The following is a 26,381-nucleotide window of genomic DNA, read 5'->3' as shown; positions in this document are numbered from 1 at the left end:
GACCCCGACCGGCGCGGCGCAGCGCTCCGCCGGCCCCGAAAACTCCCAGGAAAACGGCGGCCACCCGATGGCTCCCAACCCGGTAGTGAACCGCAGCCGCGTTACGCGGATGTCACGCCGAAGTATCTTCTGCCGCAGTTAAATTCGTGTTACGTAGCATCTGTTTGACAGATGCAGGCAGCCGCTTTTGACTGTTTGACGCGGGTCCACCTGTACTCGGAATCTTGACTCCATCGCGTTGGCATCGGCGCCGGCCCGGAAACACACTCGATCCCGAAAAACGTTGGGCCCATGAGAGGAAAACGATGAAGTCACTGTCGAAGGCGATTGCCGCGTCCGGGTTGGCCGCTGCACTTGCGCTGGCCGGATGCTCGAGTTCAACCGAGAACAGCTCCGGTGCAACGACACTCACGCTGGCGGTGGAGACCAGTGCCGGCGACCCGCTGGCCGACATGCTGCTCGCCTTCGCCGACGAGGTGCAGAAGGAACTCGGCAACTCGGTCTCGGTGACGGTGCAGAGCGGCGGGGCGATCGGCGACGAGGAGGCCGTGCTTCAGGGCCTGCGCGCCGGCGCGATCGACATTGCCGCGGTCAGCGGCTCGGTGGCGAACCTGGACCCGACCTTCGGCATCATGGACATGCCCTTCCTGTTCACCGACCGCGACACCGTCTCGGGTTTCCTGGACGGACCCTTCGGTGACGAACTGAGCGAGTCACTCGTCGAGACGGTCGGGGCCAGGGTTCTGGGCTTCGGGGAGAACGGGTTCCGTCAGATCACCAACAGCAAGCGGCCCATCGTCACCTCCGCGGATCTGGCCGGCCTGAAGATCCGGGTGCCCGGGAACCCGGCGCGGGTCGCGCTGTTCGAGGCGCTCGGCGCGGCGCCCACCCAGATCGATATCGGTGAGGCCTACCTCGCGCTCGATCAGGGCGTGCTCGACGGCCAGGAGAACCCGCTCAAGGTCATCGACGCCTTCTCCTTCTACGAGAAGCAGCCCTACCTGTCGATGACATCGCACATCTACAGCCCGGTCTACCTCACCGTCAACGAGGACACTTGGCAGGGACTGTCGCCCGAGATTCAGCAGGGTCTGGAAACGGCGGCCACCGCCGCCGCGGCCACCAGCAGGACGGCCGGCGCGGAGGCCGACGAGCAGCTGATCGCCAAGTTCGAAGGCGCCGGCGTGCAGGTCAACGAGGCCGATGTGAATCAGCTCAGTGAGGCGGTCAGCGGTGTGCGCGACGAGATCGCCGCGGGGATCCCCGGCGACTTCGCCGACCGGGTGCTCGCCGAGTACCGCCAGTGACCCCGGCCCAGCACCGGGCACGGCCCAGACTCCCGCTCGGGGCGCTGAACACGGCGACCCGGATCGGGCTGGTGTACATGGCATCCAGCACGCTGATGGAGGCCGAGATGTATGCCATGGCCACCCCCGGCGCGACCATCCACACCAGCCGGGTCACGCTGCCCAGCGTCACCGTCGACGGTATCGACGCGATGATGCGCTCGCCCGAGCTGCGGACCGCCGTCGAGTTGGTGGCCCAGGCGCCACTGGATGTCCTGGTCTTCGGTGGCACCAGCGCGTCGTTTCTGCACGGCACCGCGTGGGATCGCATGCTGGTCGGCCACTTCGAGCAGTGGAGCGGGCTCACCGGTCGTTGCACCACCACCTCGACCGCGAGCATCGCCGCGCTCAAGGCGGTCGGCGCCGGGCCGATCAGCCTCGTGACGCCCTACCGGCAGGAGGTGATCGACCGGGCGAGCCGGTTCTTCGGCGAGAACGGCCATCCGGTCGTCACGAGCGTCGGTCTGGGCATCACCAGTGACCAGGAACTGGCCGAGGTACCGCTGGAGCGGGTGTTCGACCTTGCCGTCGAGACCGACACCGACGAGTCGAGTGCCGTCTTCATCAGCTGCACGAACTTCGCCAGCGTCGGCGCGATCGCCGCACTGGAGGCCGAGCTGGGCAAACCGGTGATCAGCGCGGTGCAGGCGTCGTTCTGGTACGCACTGCAGATCGCTGGCGTGCGGGCGGCGCGACCGGGCTTCGGGGCGCTGCTGGAGGACAGGTTGGACCCTGACGCGACGGGAGCCCCCGCATGACCACTGCACGTGAGACGCACCATCCGATCGCCGAACCGACCGACGTGGAGATGCAACTCGACTCCACCTTCGGCGTCGACCCGAATCCGGGTACGCACACGGTGATCGACCGGGTGCTCGAGGTCCTCTGCGCCGCGCTGCTGGCGGCGATCACCCTGATCCTGTTCGCCAACGCGGTGATGCGGTTCGCCTTCAACTCCCCGCTGGGCTGGACCGAGGAACTGGTCACCGGCATGATGCTGTGGCTGACCATGCTGGGCTTCACCCTCGGGGTGCGCCGCCGGGAGTCCATCGAGATCCGGGCCTTCGTCGGCCGGCTGCCGGTCCGGATCCAGACCTGGCTGAAGTTGGGCACCGATCTGCTGACCGCCGCGGTCCTGTTGCACCTGGCCTGGTTCGCCTACCTGTACGTCACCAAGTTCGGGGGTGACCCCAGCCCGTACCTGCGGCTGCCCAAGGGCTTCTTCATCGCTGCGCTGCCCATCGGGGCGACCGTGGCCGCACTGATCGTGCTGTTCCAGTTGCCTGGGTGCCGAGCGGCGATCCTGCGCCAGCTCGACGAGGAGAAATCGTGATCCTGACTCTCACCCTGGTGGTGATCGTCGGCCTGCTGCTGCTGGGCACGCCGTTGATCATCGCGATGGCCAGTGGTGTCGCGGTGTACGCCACCCTGGGCGGCTCCTGGATGCTGCAGTACCCGCAACAGGTCACCGACGGAATGAGCAGCTTCGTGCTGCTGGCCATGCCGCTGTTCATCCTCGCCGGTGTGGTGATGAACGCCGGTGGGGTGGCCGAACGGGTATTCGCTTTCGCGCGTTCGATTTTCGGATCCCTGCCGGGCGGACTCGCCCAGGTCGACGTATCGACCAGCCTGTTCTTCGGTGGCATGGTCGGCACCTCGGTGGCCGATCTCGCCGGCACGGGTTCCACGCTCATCCCGCAGATGAAGAAGCACGGCTACCCGGGACCGTATGCCGCGGCCGTGACGGCATCCTCGTCGGGCATCGGACCGCTCATCCCGCCGTCCTCACCGATGATCCTGTACGCCGCGGCCACCGGAACCTCGCTGGGCGCACTCTTTCTGGCCGGCATCATCCCCGGTGTCATCTTGACCGTGGTGCTCATGGTGGTGGTGGCGGTGCAGGCCAAACGCAACGGGTGGGGCGAGAAGATCCCGTTCAACTGGCGCGAGGTGTGGCGCACCTTTCGTGGCGCCTTCCTGGCTTTCGGTGTGCCGCTGCTGGTGGTGCTGGGACTCACCCTCGGTGTGTTCACCCCGACCGAGTCCGGTGCCTTCGCCGTCGTCTACGCCATCCTGATTTCGTCGCTGGTGTTCCGCTCCCTCGGGGTGCGACGGCTGTACCGGTGCCTGATCGAGGCCGCGGTCCTGACCGGTGAGGTGATGCTGATCGTCGGTGTCTCCGTCGCCCTCGGCGCGGTGCTCGCGATGGCCGGACTGCCCAAGGCGCTCACCGCATTCGCCACGCAGATCGTGCCCGGTGACGCCCAGCTCGGCTACGTGGTGGTGCTGACGGTGGTGGCCATTCTGGCCGGCATGCTGTTCGACCCGCTGATCCCGGTGATCATGCCGGTGATGCTGCCGACCATGCTCGCCGTCGGTATCGACCCGGTGTACTTCGGCGTCATCATCGTGCTCACCGTCATCGTCGGTCAGGTCACCCCGCCGGTGGCGATGTCCCTGGTGGTGGCCGCCAAGATCGCCAAGGTGGACGCGTGGGGCGTGTTGCGCGCCAACACCCCGTTCCTCATCGCCACCGTCGGCGTGCTCGCCCTGGTGATCGTCTTCCCGGCGCTGGCGACCTGGCTGCCGACGGTCCTTGGTGGGCCATGACCGGGGTGGACCAGCTGCGCGGCATCTCGCTGACGCAGCTGCGCTACTTCATCCGGGTCGCCGAGCGGGAAAGCATGACGCGCGCGGCCGAGGATCTCTACGTCGCGCAGTCGGCGGTGTCCTCGGCCGTCGCCCACCTGGAGAAGGAGCTGGGCGTCCAGCTGTTCATCCGGCGGCATGCCAAGGGGCTCATCCTCACCGCGGCCGGCAAAGAGTTGCTGCTCCGCGCCCGCCAGACGCTCACCGCACTTGCCGAATCGCTGGAATCGATCGCCGGTGAGGCGCAGGCATTCTGGGGTCCGCTGCACGTGGTGTGTTTCAGCCCGATCGCGCCGTTCTACCTCCCGTCGATCCTGGCGGGGCTGAAACGGGACCACCCCGGCCTGGAAGTGCACGTCACCGAGGCCGTCGCCGGTGAGGTGAGCGAGTACCTGGAATCGGGCCGGGCCGAGGTGGCCCTGACCTACGACCTGGCGCTCGGTGACGGTATCGATCGCGACGTGTTGGCCGAAATCCACCCCTACGCAGCACTTCCGGCCGCGCACCGGCTGGCCGGAGAGGACAGCGTAAAACTCGCCGACCTGGTCGACGAACCGATGATCCTGGTCGATCTGCCCTTCAGTCGCGATTACTTCATCGGCGTCTTCACCGAACGCGGACTGCAGCCCAACGTGCAGTACCGCTCCAGCAGTTACGAGACGGTGCGCGCGATGGTGGCCCAGGACCACGGCTACAGCCTGCTGCACCAGCGCCCGGCCACCGACAGCACCTATGCGGGCGGCCGGGTGGTGGCCGTCCCGCTCGCCGACGAGGTGCGACCGCTGCGGGTGGTGGTGGCCTCACTGCAGTCCATGCGGATGAGTCGCCGCGCCGGGGCCTTCGCCGAACGGTGCCGCACCGTGGTGACCGGCGCGAGCTGATCCACCCACCCGGATCGATCGCTTCCGTAGATGCACTGCATCTGTTAATCCGATGTGATGCAGCACTATTCACTGTTTGCTCCGCAAGCCGGACGCGTCTTGGATCGAGTCAAGGACCTTGACCCGTATTGGAGGCCATGTGAGCGGCACCGAGCCGACACCGATGTACGTGCAGACCCGATCCGGGCGCATGCACGTCGTGACCGTGGGCGGTCACCTCGACGGCCCCTGCCTGGTGCTGCTGCACCAGACGCCGCGTAGCTGGGATGAGTTCCGCGCCGTCGCCGGCCTGATCGAGGGGTATCGCATCGTGATACCCGATCTTCCCGGCTACGGCGCTTCACAAGCGTTACCCGACAACACGATCGAGTCGGCGGCGGCTGCCGTCCTCGATGTGCTGGACGAACTGCGGGTGCCCTGCGCCCATCTGGTCGGGCATCATTTCGGCGGGCTCGTCGCCTACGAGCTGGCCGTGTCGGCACCGCAACGCGTGTTGTCAGTGGTGCTGTCATCGACACCGTTCATCGACGAGGACGAGCGTCGCCGGCGGCGAACCGCGCCGCCGTTCAACGATATTGCCACCGAACCGGACGGCGGACACCTCGCCCGGCTGTGGCAGCGCCGCGCCGAGTATCTGGCCCATCCCGATCCCGACGTGCAGGGGCGCTATGTGCGGGACGTGCTGGCACATCCCGATCCCGACCGCGGGCACGCCGCAGTCGCCGCGTATCGCTCCGAGGACGGCGTCGGCCGGTATCCGGGTCCGGTGTTGTGCGTCGCCTCAGCCCGTGACCCGCGGGCCTACCCGCGGCACGACCGGATCATGGCGGCCTTCCCGCAGGCCAGGCAATACGTACTGGCCGACGGTGACATCGCCAGCCCGGAGACGTGCCCGAGCGAGTTCGCCCGGGCGGTGGTGGATTTCCACGCTGATGTGGTGCTGCGATGACCGAGCCCACCATGGCCGCGGCGGTCCTTCGCGACCCGGGCGGACGGCATCCGTTGCGCATCGAGCGGGTGCCGATACCGCAGCCCGCCCCCGGCGAGGTACTGGTGGCGGTCGATGCCTTCGGGCTCAACAATGCCGAGATCCTGCAGTGTCGTGGGGTGATGCCACCGCCGCCCGGTGGTGTTCCCGGTCTGGAGTGCGTGGGCACGGTGGTCGTGGCGGGTGCAGGATGGCGCCCCGGTGACCGGGTGGCGGCACTGACCCGGGCCGGCGCATATGCCCAATACGTCGCCGTCCCGTCCGGCGCCTGCATCGAGATCCCCGACGACCTCGAGCTGAGTGTGGCCGCCGCGCTGCCGGAGGCCGCCGCGACGGCGTGGTGGAATCTGGTGCACCGCGGCCGCCTGCAGCCCGGTGAGCGGGTGCTGATCCACGGCGCCGCAGGGGGAGTCGGCTCGACGGCGGTCCAGATCGCCCGCGGGCTGGGCGCCACCGTCATCGGCACTGCCCGGGGAGCGGAGAAGACCGCCCTGTGTGAGGCGCTCGGCTGCGATGAGGTCATCGACTACGGCGAGAGCGATGTCTTCGACGCAGTCAAGCGGCTGGCGCCCGCGGGCGTCGACATCGTGCTGGACAACCAGGGGGCGGCGACGGTGGCCGCCAACATCGGCGTGCTCGCGCCACTGGGCCGGCTGGTCATCGTCGGAGTCGCCTCCGGCACGGGTGCCGCCGTCGACCTGGGGGCGCTGATGGCCGGCGGAGTGGAGATCTCGTCGTCCAGCCTGGGCAGGCTGTGCGACGAGATGCGGACGGCGATCTGCCGTGAAGTGGCAGCCGAGGTGCTGCCGAAGGTGTTGGCGCACAGCGTGCAACCGGTGCTGGATTCGACGTTCGCCTTCGCCGACCTGGCGGCGGCCCACCGCAGGTTCTCCGAACCCGGCCGCGCCGGCAAGGTCGTCGTGACCATGGACATCTCGAAAACCGATGCAGAACAACGGAATCAACTCTTTGCCTGATGGACAGGACCAGGGCAGCATCGAAGGCGCGGATCTCGACGCTGCCTTCCGCGATCCTGGCCACGAACCCGAATTGCGAGGGATCTGACGTGAAATCCACCCTGACACCGACCGGCACGCGGGAGTTCATCCGCGCGATCAGCTGTGCCGCGACACCGGTGACCATCGTGACCACTCACACCGGCGACACCCGCTGGGGACAGACCGTGTCCGCGGTCAGCCGGGTCTCCGACGAGCCGGCCGTTCTCGGTGTGTGCATCAACCGGCGCAGTCCGATCAACGCGGCCATCCGTACCAGTGGAGCGTTCAACGTCTCCCTGCTCGGCCCCGAACACCACGGTGCGGCAGACGCTTTCGCCGGGCGCCGGCGCGACGGGCGGCTGCCGTTCACCTTCGCCGACAGCGAATGGGCCGACGGGGTGAACGGGCTCCCGGTCTACATCGACAGCGTGGCGGCCTTCGAATGCGCCTTGCACAGCGTCACCGACGTCGGCTCCCACCATCTCTACCTCGGCGAGGTGCGGCACGTCGTGCACACCGATGCCGAACCGCTGCTGCATCTGCGCGGCGCGTACCGCACGCTCTCTGCCCACACCACGGAAGGACACCACGCATGATCAGGACCGGCGACGAATACCGCGAGGCCATCAACACCGGACGCGAGATCTACATCGACGGTGAGCAGGTGCACGATGTCACCAAGCACCCGATGTTCGCCCCGATCGTGGACATCAGGGCCCGGATCTACGATATGGCGCACGAGGCCGCCAGCCAGGACGTGATGAGCTACGTCGACGAGAACGGCGAGCGCAACTCGATCGCGAACAAGATGCCGCTGACGCAACAGGACTGGCACGACAAGCGCGCGGCGATCGACCTCGTCCTGGACGAGGCGCGCGGTGTGGTCACCCGCGTCGGCGACGAGACCGTCGGCGAGATGTGGGCCCTCTACGACGGCCAGGACGTGCTCAACGAGGTCGACCCCCGGTTCGCCGAGAACATCCGGCGGCACGTGAAGAAGGCCTCCACCGGGGACCCGTTCCACATCTCGGCCAACACCGACCCGAAGGGCGACCGTTCCAAGCGCCCCCAGGATCAGGACCCGGACATGCTGCTGCACGTGGTCAAGGAGACCGACGACGGGATCATCGTTCGCGGCGCGAAATACGAGACCGCGGCGCCGTACGCGACCCAGGCCTACACCAAACCCACGATCGCCAACTGGGGTGACGCCAAGCTCTCCGATTACGCCGTGGGGTTCATCGCCGACCTCAACGCGCCCAACCTGAAGTTCATCTGCCGCACCGGTTTCGCCGGCCGCCGCGATGCCGCGGACTACCCGTTGTCCAACCGGGTGGACGAGGTCGAATCGCTGGTCATCTTCGACAATGTGCTGATCCCCTGGGACGACATCCTGTTCTACCGGCACACCCGGGCCGCCACCTTCGTGCGCAGCTGCCTGCACCGCTACAGCGCACTGCCCTACGTGCACCGGTCGATCCGGTACGCCGACCTGATGATCGGTGCCGCGCTGTTCAACGTCCGGCAGACCGGTCTGGACAGCAATCCCGCGGTGCAGGAGAAGCTGGCCATGCTGGCCTGCTACCGCGAGGGCATCGACGCGCACCTGACCGCGGCGATCGCCACCGCCGAGACCAGCCCCGGTGGCCTGCTGATGCCCAACCAGTCGCTGCTCATGGCCGGCCGGGTGTGGGCGCAGACCCAGCTGCCGCAGATGATGCACTGGGCCCGCGAACTGTGCGGCGGTCAGATCTGCATCACCCCGGACTCGGCCACCTTCGGCGTCCCCGGGGCGTCGGAGTGGCTGGAGAAGTACTACTCGATCACCGATGAATGGCAGGCCGACGACCGGCGCAAGCTGCTGGCCTTCGCGCGCGATCTGCTCAACAGCGACTACGCCGGGCACCGGCTCACCTTCCAGTTGTTCGCCCAGGCTCCGCCGTTCGCGCACTATGCGGCGGTCTACCGCAACTTCGATTTCGACGGTCCGCTTGGCATGGTCAAGGCCGCCGCCGAACTGTCCGACCGGGTGAACGGCGGCATACCCGCGTGACCCATCAGCGCATCCGCCCGTTCAACACCCGCGACACCTACCCGGAACAGAATCTGGACAACGACCTGTGCCAGGCCGTGGTCGCCGGGGACACCGTCTATGTCCGCGGACAGATCGGACAGGACCTCGACACCTCCGAGAACGTCGGAGTCGGGGATGTCGGCGCGCAGACCGAACAGGCCATGACCAATATCGCCACCCTGCTCGCCGAGGCCGAGGCGACCCTCGACGATATCGTCAAAGTAACTGTCTACCTTGTCGATCCGCGCTATCGCGAGAGCGTGTACCGGGTGATCGGCCGCTGGCTCAAGGGGGTGCACCCGGTGTCGACCGGGTTGGTGGTCAGCGCACTGGCCCGACCGGAGTGGCTCGTCGAGGTGGACGTCATCGCGGTCAGGCAGCGGGCGTCGTGACGTTCTCTCTTGCCGCGCTCGACCGCGACACCGGGGCATTCGGCATGATCATCGCGTCCTCGTCGCCGGCGGTGGCCTCGCGCTGCCTGAACATCCGGCCCGGACTCGGTGCGGCGGCCAGCCAGAACGTCACCGATCCGCGACTGGGCGGGCGGTTACTGGACCGGCTGGCAGCCGGCGACGACGCCCGGACCGCGCTGGACACCGTCGTCGACACCCACGAACTGCGTGACTATCGGCAGCTCACCGTGCTGGACAGCCAGGGCCGGTCCGCGGCGTTCAGCGGGGCCGGCGCACTCGGCACCCACCACCACACAGCCGGCGACGGTGTGGTGGCCGCGGGCAACATGCTCGCCGGTCCGGCGACCATCACCGAGCTGATCCGCGGCTACGAACATTCCGCCGCACCACAATTCGAACGCCGCCTGCTCGACGGGCTGGCCGCCGCACTGGCGGCCGGCGGCGAGGAGGGTCCGATCCACGCGGCCGGCCTGCTGGTCTACCGGGAGGTCGACTGGCCCGAGACCACGCTGCGGGTGGACTGGGCGGAGGACCCCTACCCCCGGCTGGCCGAGTTGTGGACGGTGTGGGAACCGCAGCGTGACGACTATGTCCGCCGGGCCCTGGACCCGTCGGCCGCCCCGAGCTTCGGGGTGCCGGGTGACCTCTAAAGCCCTCGCCGCCGAGCACCTGGCCCGCAACTGGGACCTGGTGCGCGGCGTCAGCACCCGGCTGCACGCCGATCCCGAACCGGCGTGGCAGGAGTTCCGTGCCCACCGGATGCTGACCACACTGCTGACCGAGCGCGGGTTCGGCGTCGACCCGCGGGCCGGCGGGCTGGACACCGCCTTCCACGCCCGGGCCGGCAGCGGGCCGCTGCACATCGCGTTCATCGCCGAATACGACGCGCTGCCCGGCCTCGGGCACGCCTGCGGACACAACCTGATCGCGGCCTCCGCGATCGGGGCCGCCCTGATGGTGCGCGCCGCCGACACCGCACAGGCGATCACCGTGCACGTCATCGGCACCCCGGCCGAGGAGGGCGGCGGCGGCAAGATCGCCATGCTGGACGCCGGCGAGTTCGACGGTCTGGACGCGGCGCTGATGATGCATCCCGGCCCGGTCGACGCGCCGCGGGCCGAACCGCTGGCTGTCGCGCACTGGCGGGTCCGCTACCGCGGTGTGAGCGCGCACGCGGGCGCCTATCCGCATCTCGGGGTGAACGCCGCCGACGCGTTCACCGTGGCGCAGGTGGCGATCGGGTTGCTGCGCCAGCAGTTGCCCCCGACCACCCGGGTGCACGGGGTGGTCACCGATGCGGGGTCCGCGCCCAACGCGATCCCGGATTCGGCGACCGGCCGCTGGTATGTGCGGGCCCGCACCCTCGCCGACCTGGCCGGCATCGAACGCCGGATCCGCAACTGTTTCGAAGCGGGTGCGCTGGGCACCGGCTGCGAGCTCGACATCGAACTCGAATCCCCGCCGTATGCGGAGTTCCGCACCGATGACGAGATCCTGGACATGTTCATCGCCAACGCCGCCGACCTGGGCCGGGACATGACCGCCGAGCCCGCCGAGGGGGCCGCGGCCATGCGCACGGCCTCGACCGACATGGGCAACGTGTCCCAGGTGGTGCCCGCGATCCACCCCTATCTGGGCATCGGATCATTGCCCGCGGTGAACCATCAGCGGGCTTTCGCCGATGCCGCGGTGGGTCCGGCGGCCGAGGTGGCGCTGCGTGATGGCGCCACTGCGCTGGCGTGGACGGCGCTGGATCTGGCCGACCGGTAGAATCAGCAGCGCATCGCCCTTGCGCGGGAGAGTTCCGTGACGGCCAGTCACGGGCGCCGAAGGAGCAATACCTCTCCGTCAACCTCTCAGGCACCCAGGACCGCGGACGGCCACGATGCCTCTGGAAAGCGGTGCCTCGTGCACCCGCCCATGGGGAAAGGCCGGACCCGATTCGATCGGTCCGGCTGAATCTCTCAGGCGCCCCGACAGAGGGAGAGGGACTGGCTGTCCGCGCCCTCGAACAGGGGAGATCACGTGTCTGTTGACCATTCCGGCTTCGCTACCCGCCACATCGGGCCCGATGCCGATGCCATCGCGACCATGCTCGACGTCATCGGCGTCGGTTCACTCGACGAGCTGGCCGACAAGGCACTGCCGGCCGGCATCCTCGACGCGGTCGGCGCCGACGGCCTGGCGCCGGGCCTGGAACACCTGCCGCCGGCGGCCACCGAGGAAGAGGCACTCGCCGAGCTGCGCGTACTGGCCGACTCCAACACCGTGGCCGTGTCGATGATCGGCCAGGGGTACTTCGACACCCTGACCCCGCCGGTGCTCAAGCGCAACATCCTGGAGAACCCGGCCTGGTACACCGCCTACACGCCGTATCAGCCCGAGATCAGCCAGGGCCGGCTGGAGGCGCTGCTCAACTTCCAGACCATGGTCAGCGACCTGACCGGGCTGGACGTGGCCAACGCCTCGATGCTCGATGAGGGCACCGCCGCCGCCGAGGCCATGACGCTGATGCACCGCGCCGTCAAGGGCCCCTCGAACCGGCTGGCGGTCGACGCCGACGTGTACGCCCAGACCGCGGCGGTGATCGCCACCCGCGCCGAACCGCTCGGCATCGAGATCGTCACTGCCGACCTGCGCGACGGCCTGCCCGAGGGTGATTTCTTCGGGGTGATCGTGCAGCTGCCCGGCGCCAGCGGACGCGTCGACGACTGGAGCGCCCTCGTGGAGCAGGCCCATGAGCGCGGCGCACTCGTCGCGGTCGGTGCCGACCTGCTGGCGACCACCCTGATCACCCCGCCCGGCGATTTCGGTGCCGACGTCGCCTTCGGCACCACCCAACGCTTCGGTGTGCCCATGGGCTTCGGCGGTCCGCACGCCGGCTACCTGGCCGTGCACACCAAGCACGCCCGTCAGCTCCCGGGCCGCCTGGTCGGTGTCTCACTGGACGCCGACGGCACCTCGGCCTACCGGCTGAGCCTGCAGACCCGCGAGCAGCACATCCGCCGCGACAAGGCGACCAGCAACATCTGCACCGCACAGGTGCTGCTGGCCGTGATCGCGGCCATGTACGCCAGCTACCACGGCGGCGCCGGACTGACCCAGATCGCCCGCCGGGTGCACGGACATGCAGCGAAGATCGCTGCGGCCCTGGGTGATTCGCTGGTGCACGACACCTTCTTCGACACCGTGCTGGCGAACGTGCCCGGCCGGGCCGAAGAGGTCGTCGCCGCGGCCAAGGCCGCGAACATCAACCTGTGGCGCGTCGATGCCGATCACGTGTCGGTGGCCTGCGATGAGGCCACCACCGACGCGCATGTCGCCGCCGTGCTGGAGGCGTTCGCGGTGGCGCCCGGGCAGCGCGCGGTGGCCGATATCGCAACCCGGACATCGGAATTCCTGACCCACCCGGCTTTCCACCTGTACCGCACCGAGACCTCGATGATGCGCTACCTGCGGGCGTTGGCGGACAAGGACATTGCGCTGGACCGCAGCATGATCCCGCTGGGCTCGTGCACGATGAAGCTCAATGCGGCCGCCGAGATGGAGCCGATCACCTGGCCGGAGTTCGCCAAGCAGCATCCGTTCGCACCGGCGTCGGACAACCCGGGCCTGCGCCGGCTGATCGCCGACCTGCAGGACTGGCTGACCGGCATCACCGGCTACGACGAGATCTCGTTGCAGCCCAACGCCGGATCGCAGGGGGAGTACGCCGGCCTGCTGGCCATCCAGGCCTACCACCGCGACAACGGTCAGACCGACCGCGACATCTGCCTCATCCCGTCCAGCGCGCACGGCACCAACGCCGCCTCGGCCGCGCTGGTGGGGATGCGCGTGGTCGTCGTCTCCTGCCGGGCCAACGGCGATGTGGATCTGGATGACCTGCGCGCCAAGGTCGTTCAGCACGCGGACCGGCTGGCCGCGCTGATGATCACCTACCCGTCCACCCACGGGGTGTACGAACACGACGTCGCCGACATCTGTGCGGCCGTGCACGACGCCGGCGGTCAGGTCTACGTCGACGGCGCCAACCTCAACGCGCTGGTCGGGCTGGCCCGCCCCGGTCGTTTCGGCGGCGATGTCAGCCACCTGAACCTGCACAAGACGTTCTGCATCCCGCACGGCGGCGGTGGCCCCGGCGTGGGGCCGGTCGCGGTGCGCAGCCACCTGGCGCCGTACCTGCCAGGGCATCCGCTGGCCGACGAACTCGGCGACAGCTACACGGTGTCGGCGGCCCCGTACGGATCGGCCTCCATCCTCCCGATCACCTGGACCTACATCCGGATGATGGGTGGGGTGGGGCTGCGGGCCGCCTCGTTGACAGCGATCGCGTCGGCCAACTACGTGGCCCGCCGCCTCGACGAGTACTTCCCGGTGCTCTACACCGGCGAGAACGGCATGGTCGCCCATGAGTGCATCCTGGATCTCAACGGCATCACCAAGGCCACCGGCGTCACCGTCGACGATGTGGCGAAGCGGTTGGCGGACTTCGGTTTCCACGCACCGACGATGAGCTTCCCGGTGGCCGGCACGCTGATGGTGGAGCCCACCGAGAGCGAGAGCCTGGCCGAGGTCGACGCGTTCTGTGAGGCGATGATCGCCATCAAGGCCGAAATCGACAAGGTCGGTTCGGGGGAGTGGCCGGTGGACGACAACCCGCTGCGCGGCGCCCCGCACACCGCGGACTCGCTGCTGGTCGAAAAGTGGGAGCACCCGTACACCCGGGAGCAGGCCGCCTACCCGTTGGGCAAGGGCTTCCGTCCGAAGGTGTGGCCGCCGGTCCGCCGGATCGACGCCGCCTACGGCGACCGCAACCTGGTCTGCTCGTGCCCGCCGGTGGAGGCCTTCGCCTGAGCGGCGTCGAACTGCTGCCGGGCCGCCGCGATATCGGCCTGGTGGCGTTCGGTCCACAGAACCAGTGACTGGACGGTCTCGTGCAGGGTGCGCCCGAGATCGGTGAGTTCGTAGTCGACCCGGGGCGGGACGACGGGATGCACGGTGCGGCGCACCAGCCCGTCGCGTTCGAGCTGGCGCAAGGTGACGGTCAGCATCCGCTGGCTGACACCGTCGATCATGCGTTTGAGCTCGGTGAACCGCATGGAGCCGTCATCGAGCAGAGCGATGATCAGCAGCGACCATTTGTCCGCGATCCGGTCCAGGATCTGGCGCACCTCACAGTCCTCGCGGCGATCCCACTGAAAGGCGTCCGGGCAGCAGTCGGTTACCTCAGGGGTACTGGCTGACTTCAAAGTGCCTTCTTCCGCCATACCGCCATGGTGCCTGATGATGTGGTCAGTTACCAATAGGAACCTAAGGTTGGGGTAGATGGACACAGTTGCGGCACGTCCCACCGGTACGCCTTCGCGGGCGCGCTCGGCACTGCTCCTGATGGCGCTCTGCGGGGCCGCCTTCCTGGAGGGCATCGACATCGCGATGTTCAACATCGCACTGCCGGTGATCCGGGAGGCACTCGCGCTGCCGACCGTCCAACTCCAATGGATCGTCAGCGGATACGTCATCGGCTACGGCGGTTTCATGCTGCTCGGCGGGCGCACCGCCGATGTCTACGGGCGGCGGCGGGTGTTTCTGATCGCCCTGGTGGTCTTCATCGGTGTCTCGGCACTGGGCGGTATCGCACCCAGTGGGGCGATGATCATCGCGGTCCGCGTCATCACGGGCATCGCCGCGGCGTTCCTGATGCCGGCCGGGCTCGCGATCATCACCACCAGCTTTCCCGAAGGCCCGCAACGGGATCGCGCGGTGCTCATCTACGCCGGCATCGGCGCCGCCGGCTTCTCGCTCGGGCTGGTCGCCGGTGGTGTGCTGACCGCCTTCGGCTGGCGCTGGGTCTTCTTCGCCCCCGTCGTCCTCGCGCTGGCCGTGCTGGCGCTGGGTTTCCCGCTGATCCCGCGTGATACCGCCACGCGCCCCGATTCCCCGTCGCTTCGCTCGCCCCGGGCGAACAGGTCGCTGGACCTGCCCGGCGCGATCCTGATCACCGGCGCGGTGGTCCTGACCGTCACCGCGATCGAGAATGCCGCGCACGCTTCCATTTTCGCCTCGACAGCCACCGGGGCTGTCGCGGTCATCCTGTTCGCGGCATTCATCGTCCGCCAGCGCACCGCCGCCGACCCGCTCGTGCCGCCCGGCCTGCTGCGCAACGGCAGCCTGGTGAACGCCTACATCGGCGCCGGTTGCCTGGCCGGTGGATTCATGGGATTCCAGTTCATCGTGGTGCTCTATCTGCAGGAACTGCGCGGCTGGTCGGCGCTGACCACGGCGCTGGCGCTGCTGGTGGTGGCGATCGACGCCGTGCTGGCCCCCACCCTGACCCCGATCCTGGTCCGCCGGTTCGGGCTGTGGCGCGTCATCGCGGCCGGGATGGCGTTCTCGGCACTGTCCTTCGCGCTGTTCACCGGTGTCGAGGAGGACTGGGTGTATCTGAGCATGCTGCCCAGCTTCCTGGCTCTCGGGATCGCGTTCACCCTGGCCTACGGCCCGCTGACCATTGCCGCCACCGACGGCGTCGAGGAGTCATCGCAGGGCCTGACCGGGGGGTTGCTCTACACCACGTTCCAATTCGGTGCGGCGATCGGACTCGCCGTGACCACCGCCGTGCAGGTCGCCGTCCTGGCGTCCGGCGCCGATCTGCTCGACTCGTACCGCGCGGCGCTGCTGGTGCCGCTGGGCGTCGGGCTCATCGGTATCGCGGTGACCCTGCCGCGCGCTTGGCGCGCTCCGCGCGAATGCGCTGCCGCCTGCGCGTAGCTTGGGCGGCATGCAACCGCTGTGGCTCGACATGTTCCGTCGGCCGGCGGCGGTTCCGGTCCGGCGATTCGACCGGACTCTGTGGACATCGCGTCGGGTCACCGCCGCCGACGTGCTGGCCGACCGGATCAGCGTGGCCACCTACAACATCTGGTGCGACGGCTTGCACGCTGAGCAGCGGTACCGCACCATCGCCGGTCTGCTGTCCCAGCACACCCCGGACATCATGATGTTCCAGGAGGTCACCGAGACAGCCCGCAGGGTCCTGCTGGAGCAGCAGTGGATCCGGGAGGGGTATTACAGCGCGGCGGTGACCGGCGGGTACGCCGGCAACTACGGGATGCTGTTGCTATCACGGCCGCCGGTCACCGAGGTCACCTACACGGGGCTACCGTCGCAGAGGTCCCGTGGCTATCTGACGGCGCGCTACCGGATCGGTGGCCACACGTTGACCGTGCTCGGTATCCACCTCGAAAGCGGCAAGGCGGCAGTCCAATTGCGGGATCGGCAGCTACGCAGGATCGTCGGGTCCGTACGCGACGACCGGGACGCGGTGATCCTGGGCGACTTCAACCTCCGCGATGCCGAGAACGGGATCCTGCCCGCGGGTTACTGCGACGTGTGGCCGGCGTTGCGCCCCGGCGAACCAGGTTTCACCGAGGACACCACGATCAACCACATGCGCTACGACATGGAGGACAAGCACCGCCACGTCCGATTCGACCGGGTGCTCGTCAAGGGTGACCGCTGGACCCCCGAATCGATCGAACTACTGGGCCGCGAGCCGATTTCGGCCGCACTGCCGCGGGTGTTCCCGTCCGACCACTTCGGGGTGCGCTGCGTGCTGCGCCGGCGCTGAAGCGGGCGCTCAGCCCAGGAAAGCGGCCACCGCGTCGGCCAGGCCGGGGTCCGTGGAACTGGGCACGTTGCGGTACTCGCCGCCACTGACCCGCGCCACCTCTTCCCACGTCGCGCGGTCCGGATCGTCACCGAGATTGATGACGTTCACCGCGACCGGCCGATCCGTGTCCACCGCGCCCTGGATGTAGGAGATCAATCCCGGGCCGTCCAGACTGCGGTCGGTGTGCGGGCCCGACGTGATCACCAGCACCGAATTCGGTTCACCGGCGCGGAAGTTCGCCAGCGCATCGGCGTAGATCAGGCGCAGCGTGGTGAAGGACACCGCGCCGCCACCGGAGCTCACCTGGGATTGCAGATTCGAGGACAACGCCGCCGAACGGGGCCCGCCGCCGACATCGTCGCCGAGCGGTCCGGTGGTGGTCACCGACCGGCCCGCCACACCGTCGAAGGTCCACAGACCCACCGACGAGGTCGGTGACAGCACCTGCAGCCGGTCATTCAGTGCAGTGCTCACATTGGCCAGCCGGCTGCGCCCGCCCTCGTCGACCGGCATCGACTGGTCGAGCATCACGGTGACGGTGCCGCTCTGGGCGGGGGCCGTCATCCGGGTGGCCAGCGTGGAGCGGGACTCGGCGTCACCGAAGGACAACGGCTCCGAGAGCGCCGGGAAGTCGGTGACCGGACTGGCCGGCGGTGCCACCCCTTCGACCCGGAACCCGGCCTTGGCGAGTTCGGCGAGCTGCTCGGGTTTGCGCATGAAGCGATCGAACTCGCTTGCTGCGGCGAGCTGTTCCTTGGACAACCAGTCGCCGCTGAGCAGGACCGCCGGGAAGTCGGCGACGGCGGCCGGACCCGACGGGATCCAGGCACCGAGCTTGCTGTCGGCATCGGCCAGGTTCGCGCCGCGCTCGAACAGTTTCTGTTCGGTGGTGACGACGCCGTGCACGGGTGCGGTTGCCGGGTCGGCGGCGTTGACGAGGGCGTCCAGCGCGGTCGAGGCCGCGGCGTCGGCCAGCTCGGGCTGCCCGGCGAGCAGGCGTTGCGCGGCGCCGGCACCCGCGCTGCCCGGGGAACCGGCAGGTGCGGAGGCGGCTGCCACCGCTTCGGCGGCCAGGTAGGCGGCGTCACTGTTGCCGGTGAGCGGCAGGGACAGTTTCAGGCCGCCCCAGCCCGGCAGGTTGAGCCCGTCCAGCCCGGTCGGATTGCTCTGCAGTCCCGGCAGGCTCGACCAGCTCTGCTGGGCCAGCGCATCTTTGAGTTCGGGCCGGACGGCCAGCACGACGGGGGAGCTGACCAGGGGGCGGCTGTCGATGACGGTCTTGCCGCCGCTGGCCGTTTCCAGCCGTGCCTCGGAGATCGAGCTCGCCGGAATCCAGAGCGCGGGCCGGTCACCGAGGTCACCGGGCCACGTCTCGGCGAAACCGTTGATCACCGCGGTGGAGTCGGCGGCCTTCACCGCGACCTGCACGCAGCGGTCACCCACCGGGTCGGCGGTCTCGCTGTACTGCTTGGCGAAGGTGCCGACCTGATCGGCGATGGCGGGGTCGGCGATGACCGCGACGGTCACCTCGCCCTCCACGCAGCGATCCGCCGAGGCCTGGCTGCGGTTGGACAGTGCGTCACCGAAGAAGCGCCACAGGATGACGGCGCCGACCACCACCACGACGGTGATGAGCGCGCCGATGACGACGGGGCTGACCTTGCGACGCCCCGTTTCCACCGCACGGTGACTGCCGGTCCACTCGCCGTCCTCGAAGGCCCGCTGGCGGCCGGTGACCGAGAACGCCTGGGTCGGCTGATCCTCGTCGGCGACGGCGGGGAAACCCCGTGGCGCCGGGTCGGGTTCGTCGTACCCGCCGTCGACCTCGTACTGGTAGTCGTCGGAACCGTACTCGTCAGACCCGTAGTCGTCGGGACCGTATTCGTCAGCGCCGTAACCGGAGTCACCGCGTCCCGCGTCAGTGTCCCCGGCGGGTTCCGACCCGTAACCGGCGTCCTGTCCGTTCCCGGTCCGGTCGTCGGCTTCGTCGGGGTCGGGAATGCTGTGCCTGCCCATCCCTACCCTCTTAACTCGTCGTGTCGAATGCCCCGCCGAAGTCTAGTCACTGGCTCGCGGCACGCGCCTTGAACTCGCGGCGACGGCGGTGCAGGATCGGCTCGGTGTAGCCGCTGGGCTGCTGGGCCCCGGACAGGATCAGTTCCTGAGCGGCCTGGAAGGCGATGCTGGCCTCGGGGTCGGTGGCCATCGGCAGGTAGTCGGGATCGCCGGCGTTCTGCTCATCGACGACCGCGGCCATCCGGCGCAGGCTGGCCTTGATGTCACCTTCGGTGATGACCCCGTGATGCAGCCAGTTGGCCAGCAACTGACTCGAGATGCGCAGCGTGGCACGGTCTTCCATCAGCGCGACATTGTGAATGTCGGGCACCTTGGAGCAACCGACACCGGCGTCGACCCAGCGCACCACGTAGCCCAGGATGGACTGGCAGTTGTTGTCGACCTCTTCGTGGATCTCGTCGGTCGACCAGGCCAGCTCACCGGCCAGCGGGATGGTCAGCAACTCGTCGATGGTGGCGCGCTTCTTGCCGGCGAGTTCCTTCTGCACCGCGGCCACGTCGACCTGGTGATAGTGCATGGCGTGCAGGGTGGCCGCCGTCGGGGACGGCACCCACGCGGTGGTGGCGCCGGCCTTGGGCTGGCCGATCTTCTGTTCGACCATGTCGGCCATCAGATCGGTCATGGCCCACATGCCCTTGCCGATCTGGGCGCGTCCGGACAGCCCGGTGGCCAAGCCGACGTCGACGTTGTTGTCCTCGTAGGCCTTGATCCACGGCTGGCTCTTCATGGCGCCCTTGCGGATCATCGGGCCGGCCTCCATCGAGGTGTGGATCTCATCGCCGGTGCGGTCCAGGAAGCCGGTGTTGATGAACACCACCCGGTCCGCGGCGGCCTTGATGCAGGCCTTGAGGTTCAGCGTGGTGCGGCGCTCCTCGTCCATGATGCCGACCTTGAGCGTGCCCTGGGGCAGGCCGAGGACGTCCTCGACGCGGCTGAACAGCTCGCAGGTGAACCCGACCTCGTCGGGTCCGTGCATCTTGGGCTTCACGATGTAGACCGAGCCGGTACGGCTGTTGGCGTACGGCCCGTTCTCGTCGGACTCCTTGAGTCCGTGGGTGGCGATCAGGCCGGTGAACAGCGCGTCCTGGATACCCTCGGGGATCTCGTTGCCGTCGGCATCCACGATTGCGTCGTTGGTCATCAGGTGCCCGACATTGCGGACGAACAGCAGGCTGCGTCCGGGCAGGGTGAGCTCGCCCTCGCCGTTCGGGGTGGTGAACACCCGGTCGGGGTTGAGCACCCGGGTGAACGACTTGCCGCCCTTGCTGACCTCTTCGGCGAGATCGCCGCGGTTCAGGCCCAGCCAGTTGCGGTAGCCGACGACCTTGTCCTCGGCGTCCACTGCGGCCACGGAATCCTCGAAGTCCATGATCGTGGTGATCGCGGACTCCAGCACGACATCCTTGATGCCGGCCTTGTCGGTCGAGCCGACCGGGGAGTCCGGGTCGATCAGGATCTCGATGTGCAGGCCGTTGTGCTCCAGCAGCACCGACCACGCCGGGGAACCGAGCTCACCGGTGTAGCCGACGAACGCGGACGGATCGGCGAGCTCGGGGGCCAGCACGCCGTCGGTGATCGTCACCTCGGTGATGTCGGCCCAGGAGCCGTCGGCCAGCGGGACGGCTTCGTCGAGGAAGGTGCGGGCGTACGCGATGACCTTGTCGCCGCGCACCCGGTTGTAGGACGAACCCTTCTCGGCGCCGCCCTCCTCGGAGATCACATCGGTGCCGTACAGCGCGTCATACAGCGAGCCCCAGCGGGCGTTGGCGGCATTCAGGGCGAAGCGGGCGTTGAGGATCGGCACCACCAGCTGCGGTCCTGCAGTGCTGGTGATCTCGGCGTCGACGCCGGAGGTGGTGACACTGAAGTCGGCGGGCTCGGGCGCCAGGTACCCGATGTCGGTGAGGAACTGCTTGTACTCCGCGGCGTCGAAACCGCCGATGACTCGGGCGCGGTGCCACTTGTCGATCTGGGCCTGCAGGTCATCGCGGCGCGCCAGCAGATCCTGATTCTGCGGGGTCAGGTCGGTCACGACCTTGTCCACACCCGCCCAGAAGGTATCGGGGTCCAGGCCGGTGCCGGGCAACGCTTCGGTCGTGATGAAGTCGTGCAGAACCTTGGCAACCCGCAGGTTTCCCACCGTCACGCGCTCGGTCATGTTTCCTCCTCAGCAGTCGGACTAGTTTACCCGCCGGTAACTACCGGTGATCCCGCGGCAGGAGTCACCCCCCGGTCGCTACGCCCCAGCCCGCCGGAGCGCGCGAGCAGCACGTCACACCGGCGGGCCAATTCCGCGCGCAGCGGCGCGGCCCGTTCGGTGATGCCCTGCTGCGCCTTGACGTACTCGGCGCGGCCGGCAGCGGTCTCGATGGTAATCGGCTCGAAACCATAGTCGGTCAGGTCGTATGGGCTGGCACACATGTCGATCGCCCGGGCGTCGGCGGCCAGTTCCAGGCAGTCCATCACCAACTCGGAGGGCACCAGCGGCCCCAGTTTGTACGCCCACTTGTAGCAGTCCATCGCCGCGTGAATGCAGCCCGGCTGCTCGGTGACCAGCTGGGTGTCGCGGCGCAACTGCTCACCGTTGAGCACGGTGGCGGCCGGGGTGAAGAACCTGAAGGCGTCGAAATGGCTGCATCGCAACGGCATCGAATCGACGACGGCGTCGGTGCCGGAGGCCCCGAGCCGAAGCGGCACCTGACCGTGCCGTACCTCCGGCGAGCGGTAGACCATCGCCCACTCGTGCAGCCCGAAACAGTTGAAACGGGCGGGACGCTGCGCGGTACGCGACAACAGATCGGCGATGAATGCCACGGTGTCGCGCCGGGCCACCAGTAGCTCGTCGGTCACCGACACGGTGCCCTCGGTGCGGTGGTAGCCGGTGCGGGTGGCGAAGCGGTCGGCGGCGGGTCCGGCCAACGCGACGCCGAAACCGGGATGCCAGCGGCGTAGTTGGCGGGGCCGCAGGCTGTAGTAGGTGAACAGGAAATCCCACACCGGGTGCGGCTCGCCGCGCTGCGCGCGATCCTGGTGCGGTGCGATGAACCGCTGCACCCGCCGCTGGTGTGCGGACTCCCGAGCCAGCCAGTCCGATTCGGTGAGGACCGCGACCATCAGATCCGGTGCGTCCCGTCACGCACGGTGCCGACCAGGTCTTCCACCAGGTCCTCCAGCGTCACCATCGCGGTGACCCGGCCGCCGTCGGTGACCAGTGCGAGGTGACTCTTGTTGCGCCGCAACCGGGTCAGCGCATCGGGCAGCGGCAGCGTCGACGCCACCTGGATCAGTGGGCGCACCATCGCCGCGTCGAGCGCCGTGCGCTCCTCGTGGAGCACCGGCAGCACGTCTTTGATGTGCAGGTAACCCAGGTAGCTGCCGTCGGCGTTGGTGACCGGGAAGCGCGAGTACCCGGTCTCGGAGAGCGCCTGCTCGACGGCCGCGATGGTGGGACCCGAACCCGGCGCCGCGGCCGGCACCGCGTGGATGCGGTCCAGCGGGATGGCCAGGTCCGCCACGCTGCGATCGCGGATCTGCAGCGCCCGGGTCAGCCGGGTGTGCTCCTCCCGGTCAAGCAATCCCTCCGACAACGACTCGGCGATCATGTCGGACAGTTCGACGGTGGAGACCGTGACGTCGAGTTCGTCCTTGGGTTCCACCCGCAAGGCCCGCAGGGTGGTGTTGGCGGCCCAGTTGTAGAACGAGATCAGCGGGCGCACCGCGCGGATGTACATCAGGTACGGCGGCACCAGCAGCATCGCGGTGGCCTCCGGGCCGGCGATCGCGATGTTCTTCGGCACCATCTCGCCGAGCAGCACGTGCATGGTCACCACGACCGCGAGCGCGACGATGAACGACACGGTGTGCAGGACGGCGTCACCGACCCCGACCAGCGCGAACGGCTTTTCCAGCAGGTGGGCCACCGCGGGCTCGCCGACCCGGCCGAGCAGGATCGAGCAGATGGTGATGCCCAGCTGCGCGCCGGCCAGCATCAGGGAGAGGTTCTCCGCCGCACGCATCACCGTGACGGCGCGCTTCTTGCCCTGTTCGGCGAGCGCTTCCAGGCGGTCACGCCGCGCCGAGATCAGCGCGAATTCGGCGCCCACGAAGAACGCGTTGGCGCCCAGCAGCAGGACGGTCAGTGCGACCGCGAAGAGGTCACCGCCCATCGGTCTGCTCCTTGCCCTCGGCGGTTGACGCGCCGGCGCCGTCGGTCTCGACGAGTTCCAGCAGATCGATGCGCCGGCCGTCCATCTTCAGGATGCGGGCCTGCCAGCGCACCGGGTCATCGCCGGGCTGTTCCGGGTCGAATTCGGTCAGTTCCACGGTTTCGCCGACGTCGGGGATGTGCCCGAGCTTCTCCAGGACCAGGCCGCCGATCGTCTCGTAGTCGCCCTCGGGGGCCCGGAACGGTGTCTCGGAATCCACCTCGTCGATCCGCAGCAGTCCGGAGACCTGCCAGCCGGCGCGGCTCTGCACCACATCGGGTGTGGCGTCGTCGTGTTCGTCGCGTACGTCGCCGACGATCTCCTCGATGAGGTCCTCGAAGGTGACCATGCCTGCGGTGCCGCCGTATTCGTCGACGACCATGGCGGTCTGGATGCCGTTGCCGCGGATCTGGGTCATCACCGCGTCACCGTCCAGGGAGGCGGGCACCGTCGGCACCGGCACCGCCAGCCGGGACAGCGGGGTGGTGGCACGGCGTTCCGGCGGCACCTCGAAGACCTGCTTCACGTGCACCATGCCGACGGTCTGGTCCAGATCGCCGTCGACGATCGGGAAGCGCGAGTGGCCGGTGCGGATCGCGGCGTCCAACAAGTCGGAGACGGTGTCCTCGAGTTCCAGGGATTCGATCTTGGACCGGGGGGTCATCAGCTCCTCGGCCGAGCGGTCGCCGAACTGCAGGGAACGGTCGACCAGGACGGCGGTGTCGGCGTCCAGTGCGCCGCTGCGCGCCGAGGTGCGCACCAGCGACACCAGCTCCTGCGGGGAGCGCGCCGAGCGCAGTTCCTCGGCCGGTTCGATGCCCATCCTTCGCAGGATCCAGTTGGCAGTGCCGTTGGTGGCCTTGATGACCGGGGTGAACAGCTTCGCGAAGTACCACTGCGGCGCGCTGGCGAAACGGGCGGTGGGCAGCGGTTTGGCGACGGCCAGGTTCTTGGGCACCAGCTCACCGAAGATCATCGACACCGAGGTCGCGATCAGCAGCGCCAGCACCAGTGCGATCGGGCTGACCCAGTCGGCCGGGATGCGCAGCGCGGTCAGCGGCGCGTAGAGCAGCCGGGCCACCACCGGCTCGGCGAGGTAACCGGTGGCCAGGGTGGTGATGGAGATGCCGAGTTGCGCGCCGGACAGCTGGAAGGACAAGGTGCGGTGCGCCTTGAGGACGAACTGATCGCGCCGCCCGCCGGTCCGTGCGTTGGACTCGACGATGCTGCGTTCCAGTGCGGTCAAGGAGAACTCGGCCGCGACGAACAGCGCGGTGCCCGCGGTCAGCAGGACGAACGCGAGCAGGCTGAGAAGCGTCACGGTGAGACTCATCGTGTTCTCACCGCCGGTCTGCCGGGCCTGGTGCCCGGCCGGCTACTGGATGGCTCGGCTTCACCGGGATCGCTGGGCGGGGGCGGTGTGCCGAGCGGAATCCCGGAGCCCACTCGATCTCCGTGGGCTGCCACGGGTGCCTGTGGCACGGGGTCCCTCTCTGTCATGCGACGGATGTCATTGGCGACGGAATCGGTACATGGTAACTGCCCAGATGTGGTGTGCGGAATCACCAACCGGTCGGCAGCGGGTGTCCCTCGGCGAATCCGGCGGCCGACTGCACGCCCAGGACGACCTTGTCGTGCAGTTCGGGCAGCGTCGTCGCGCCGACGTAGGTGCAGGTGCTGCGCACCCCGGAGGTGATGTGGTCGAGCAGATCCTCCACGCCACCGCGTGCCGCGTCCAGCGCCATCCGGGAGCTGGAGATGCCCTCTTCGAACAGACCCTTGCGGGCCCGGTCGAAGGCGCTGTCGGCGGCGGTCCGGGCGGCCACCGCGCGTTTGGAGGCCATCCCGTAGCTCTCCTTGAAGGGCCGGCCGTCGCGGTCGCGCAGCAGGTCGCCGGGCGATTCGTAGGTGCCGGCGAACCAAGACCCGATCATCACGTTCGAGGCACCCGCGGCCAGTGCCAGTGCCACGTCGCGGGGGTGACGCACCCCGCCGTCGGCCCACACGTGGCCGCCGAGTTCCTTTGCCGCAGCTGAACATTCGACGACGGCCGAGAACTGCGGGCGGCCGACGCCGGTCATCATCCGGGTGGTGCACATGGCGCCGGGGCCGACGCCGACCTTGACGATGGAGGCACCGGCGTTGATCAGGTCGCGGGTGCCTTCGGCGGACACCACGTTCCCGGCGGCGATCGGCAGGCCGAGGTCGAGCGAGGCGACCACGGCGATGGCGTCGAGCATCTTGGCCTGATGGCCGTGCGCGGTATCGATCACCAGCAGGTCCGCGCCGGCCTCGGCGAGGCCACGGGCCTTGGCGCCGACGTCGCCGTTGATACCGACCGCGGCGGCGATGCGCAGCCGGCCGGCCGCGTCCACCGCGGGGGTGTAGATACCCGCGCGGATGGCGCCGGTGCGGGTGAGCACACCGGCGAGTTCGCCCTTGTCATCGGTGAGCACGGCGATGTCGACGGGGGCGTGCTCCAGCAGGTCGAACACCTTGCGGGGTTCGGTGCCCGCGGGGGCGGTGATGAAATCGCTGATCGCGACGTCGCGGACCCTGGCGAACCGGTCCACCGCGGCGCAGGAGGCCTCGGTGACCACGCCGATCGGCCTGCCCTCGAACACCACCACGGCCGCGCCGTGCGCGCGCTTGTGGATCAGCGCCATCGCATCGGAGACGGAGTCGTCGGGCCCGAGGATCACCGGGGTGTCGACGACCAGATCGCGGCTCTTCACGAAGTCGACGGTGTGCTGCACCACCGACAGCGGCAGGTCCTGGGGCAGCACCACGATGCCGCCGCGGCGGGCCACCGTCTCGGCCATCCGCCGGCCCGCGACAGCGGTCATGTTCGCCACCACCACCGGAATGGTGGTGCCCGATCCGTCGACGGTGGACAGGTCCACATCGAAGCGCGACGCCACCTCGGAGCGTCCGGGCACGACGAAGACGTCGTTGTAGGTCAGGTCGTAGGGCGGGGTGTGACCGTTGAGGAACTGCACGTCCGTAAGTCTAGTGGGCTCCGAACATCCCGCGAGCAGACGCAAATGGCCGCATATTCGGCCGTTTTCTGGACCGTTTGTGT

Annotated in this window: 22 protein-coding genes and 2 riboswitches; of the genes, 15 read left to right on the top strand and 7 right to left on the bottom strand. The window is 68.6% G+C overall.

Features of this window, described 5'->3' with window-relative positions:
• Window positions 1-305: 305 nt before the first annotated feature.
• The 13 genes from ASE48_RS05660 to gcvP all read left to right on the top strand — a co-directional run bounded on the left by ASE48_RS05660 (window position 306) and on the right by gcvP (window position 14,203).
• Window positions 306-1,307: a TRAP transporter substrate-binding protein gene (locus ASE48_RS05660; RefSeq protein ID WP_057166073.1), complete on the top strand. Its 1,002-nt coding sequence runs from the start codon at window positions 306-308 to the stop codon at window positions 1,305-1,307.
• Window positions 1,304-2,104 carry a maleate cis-trans isomerase family protein gene (locus ASE48_RS05655; RefSeq protein WP_057166072.1) on the top strand — a complete coding sequence of 267 codons (801 nt, stop codon included), beginning with the start codon at window positions 1,304-1,306 and terminating at the stop codon, window positions 2,102-2,104. Before ASE48_RS05660 ends, ASE48_RS05655 begins: the two co-directional genes overlap by 4 nt.
• The gene (locus tag ASE48_RS05650; RefSeq protein ID WP_057166071.1) at window positions 2,101-2,679 is read left to right on the top strand and encodes a TRAP transporter small permease; all 579 of its coding nucleotides are present in this window, start codon (window positions 2,101-2,103) and stop codon (window positions 2,677-2,679) included. The genes ASE48_RS05655 and ASE48_RS05650 overlap by 4 nt, the downstream gene beginning before the upstream one ends.
• Window positions 2,676-3,956: a TRAP transporter large permease gene (locus ASE48_RS05645; RefSeq protein WP_156409065.1), complete on the top strand. Its 1,281-nt coding sequence runs from the start codon at window positions 2,676-2,678 to the stop codon at window positions 3,954-3,956. The genes ASE48_RS05650 and ASE48_RS05645 overlap by 4 nt, the downstream gene beginning before the upstream one ends.
• Window positions 3,953-4,876: a LysR family transcriptional regulator gene (locus tag ASE48_RS05640; protein ID WP_057166070.1), complete on the top strand. Its 924-nt coding sequence runs from the start codon at window positions 3,953-3,955 to the stop codon at window positions 4,874-4,876. Before ASE48_RS05645 ends, ASE48_RS05640 begins: the two co-directional genes overlap by 4 nt.
• 139 nt (window positions 4,877-5,015) lie before the next feature.
• A complete protein-coding gene (locus ASE48_RS05635; protein ID WP_057166069.1) occupies window positions 5,016-5,825 on the top strand; it encodes an alpha/beta fold hydrolase in 810 nt (269 codons plus the stop codon).
• Entirely contained in the window at window positions 5,822-6,841 is a 1,020-nt protein-coding gene (locus ASE48_RS05630) for a quinone oxidoreductase family protein (RefSeq protein WP_057166068.1), read from the top strand. Before ASE48_RS05635 ends, ASE48_RS05630 begins: the two co-directional genes overlap by 4 nt.
• Before the next feature lie 89 nt (window positions 6,842-6,930).
• Complete coding sequence (locus tag ASE48_RS05625; protein ID WP_162264188.1) at window positions 6,931-7,458, top strand: flavin reductase family protein; 528 nt, start codon at window positions 6,931-6,933, stop codon at window positions 7,456-7,458.
• Window positions 7,455-8,915, top strand: a complete 1,461-nt coding sequence (locus tag ASE48_RS05620) for a 4-hydroxyphenylacetate 3-hydroxylase family protein (protein WP_057166066.1) — start codon at window positions 7,455-7,457, stop codon at window positions 8,913-8,915. The genes ASE48_RS05625 and ASE48_RS05620 overlap by 4 nt, the downstream gene beginning before the upstream one ends.
• Window positions 8,912-9,328, top strand: coding sequence for a RidA family protein (locus ASE48_RS05615; protein WP_057166065.1), 417 nt, complete (start codon window positions 8,912-8,914; stop codon window positions 9,326-9,328). The genes ASE48_RS05620 and ASE48_RS05615 overlap by 4 nt, the downstream gene beginning before the upstream one ends.
• Window positions 9,325-9,999, top strand: coding sequence for a DUF1028 domain-containing protein (locus tag ASE48_RS05610; RefSeq protein ID WP_057166064.1), 675 nt, complete (start codon window positions 9,325-9,327; stop codon window positions 9,997-9,999). Before ASE48_RS05615 ends, ASE48_RS05610 begins: the two co-directional genes overlap by 4 nt.
• Complete coding sequence (locus ASE48_RS05605) at window positions 9,989-11,119, top strand: M20 family metallopeptidase (RefSeq protein WP_057166063.1); 1,131 nt, start codon at window positions 9,989-9,991, stop codon at window positions 11,117-11,119. The genes ASE48_RS05610 and ASE48_RS05605 overlap by 11 nt, the downstream gene beginning before the upstream one ends.
• 14 nt (window positions 11,120-11,133) lie before the next feature.
• Window positions 11,134-11,232: riboswitch (glycine riboswitch) on the top strand.
• A riboswitch (glycine riboswitch) is annotated at window positions 11,233-11,339 on the top strand. It abuts the riboswitch before it with no gap.
• Between the two features lie 35 nt (window positions 11,340-11,374).
• Window positions 11,375-14,203: an aminomethyl-transferring glycine dehydrogenase gene (gene gcvP, locus ASE48_RS05600; protein ID WP_057166062.1), complete on the top strand. Its 2,829-nt coding sequence runs from the start codon at window positions 11,375-11,377 to the stop codon at window positions 14,201-14,203.
• Here the strand turns inward: gcvP and ASE48_RS05595 are convergent.
• Window positions 14,149-14,616, bottom strand: coding sequence for a winged helix-turn-helix transcriptional regulator (locus tag ASE48_RS05595; RefSeq protein ID WP_442928694.1), 468 nt, complete (start codon window positions 14,614-14,616; stop codon window positions 14,149-14,151). The genes gcvP and ASE48_RS05595 overlap by 55 nt on opposite strands.
• 58 nt (window positions 14,617-14,674) lie before the next feature.
• Here ASE48_RS05595 and ASE48_RS05590 point away from each other — a divergent pair, with 58 nt between their 5' ends.
• On the top strand, window positions 14,675-16,117 hold the full coding sequence (locus tag ASE48_RS05590) for an MFS transporter (protein WP_057166061.1): 1,443 nt from the start codon (window positions 14,675-14,677) through the stop codon (window positions 16,115-16,117).
• A gap of 10 nt (window positions 16,118-16,127) precedes the next feature.
• A complete protein-coding gene (locus ASE48_RS05585) occupies window positions 16,128-16,976 on the top strand; it encodes an endonuclease/exonuclease/phosphatase family protein (RefSeq protein ID WP_235570824.1) in 849 nt (282 codons plus the stop codon).
• 9 nt (window positions 16,977-16,985) lie between these two features.
• On the opposite strand, the gene ASE48_RS05580 is transcribed toward ASE48_RS05585, so the two are convergent.
• From ASE48_RS05580 to ASE48_RS05555, 6 genes are all read right to left on the bottom strand, one after another.
• The gene (locus ASE48_RS05580; protein WP_057166060.1) at window positions 16,986-19,034 is read right to left on the bottom strand and encodes a substrate-binding domain-containing protein; all 2,049 of its coding nucleotides are present in this window, start codon (window positions 19,032-19,034) and stop codon (window positions 16,986-16,988) included.
• Between the two features lie 46 nt (window positions 19,035-19,080).
• On the bottom strand, window positions 19,081-21,252 hold the full coding sequence (locus ASE48_RS05575) for a malate synthase G (RefSeq protein ID WP_057166059.1): 2,172 nt from the start codon (window positions 21,250-21,252) through the stop codon (window positions 19,081-19,083).
• 26 nt (window positions 21,253-21,278) lie between these two features.
• On the bottom strand, window positions 21,279-22,208 hold the full coding sequence (locus ASE48_RS05570; RefSeq protein ID WP_235570822.1) for a 3-methyladenine DNA glycosylase: 930 nt from the start codon (window positions 22,206-22,208) through the stop codon (window positions 21,279-21,281).
• A complete protein-coding gene (locus tag ASE48_RS05565) occupies window positions 22,208-23,260 on the bottom strand; it encodes a hemolysin family protein (protein ID WP_057166058.1) in 1,053 nt (350 codons plus the stop codon). The genes ASE48_RS05570 and ASE48_RS05565 overlap by 1 nt, the downstream gene beginning before the upstream one ends.
• Complete coding sequence (locus ASE48_RS05560) at window positions 23,250-24,632, bottom strand: hemolysin family protein (RefSeq protein WP_057166057.1); 1,383 nt, start codon at window positions 24,630-24,632, stop codon at window positions 23,250-23,252. The genes ASE48_RS05565 and ASE48_RS05560 overlap by 11 nt, the downstream gene beginning before the upstream one ends.
• A gap of 229 nt (window positions 24,633-24,861) precedes the next feature.
• Window positions 24,862-26,298, bottom strand: a complete 1,437-nt coding sequence (locus tag ASE48_RS05555; RefSeq protein WP_057166056.1) for a GuaB1 family IMP dehydrogenase-related protein — start codon at window positions 26,296-26,298, stop codon at window positions 24,862-24,864.
• Window positions 26,299-26,381 lie beyond the last annotated feature (83 nt).

The organism is Mycobacterium sp. Root265, from assembly GCF_001428895.1.
Taxonomy (GTDB): domain Bacteria; phylum Actinomycetota; class Actinomycetes; order Mycobacteriales; family Mycobacteriaceae; genus Mycobacterium.
The sequence above is the reverse complement of the archived record's forward strand: the minus strand, read 5'-3'. Positions and strand labels throughout refer to the sequence as shown.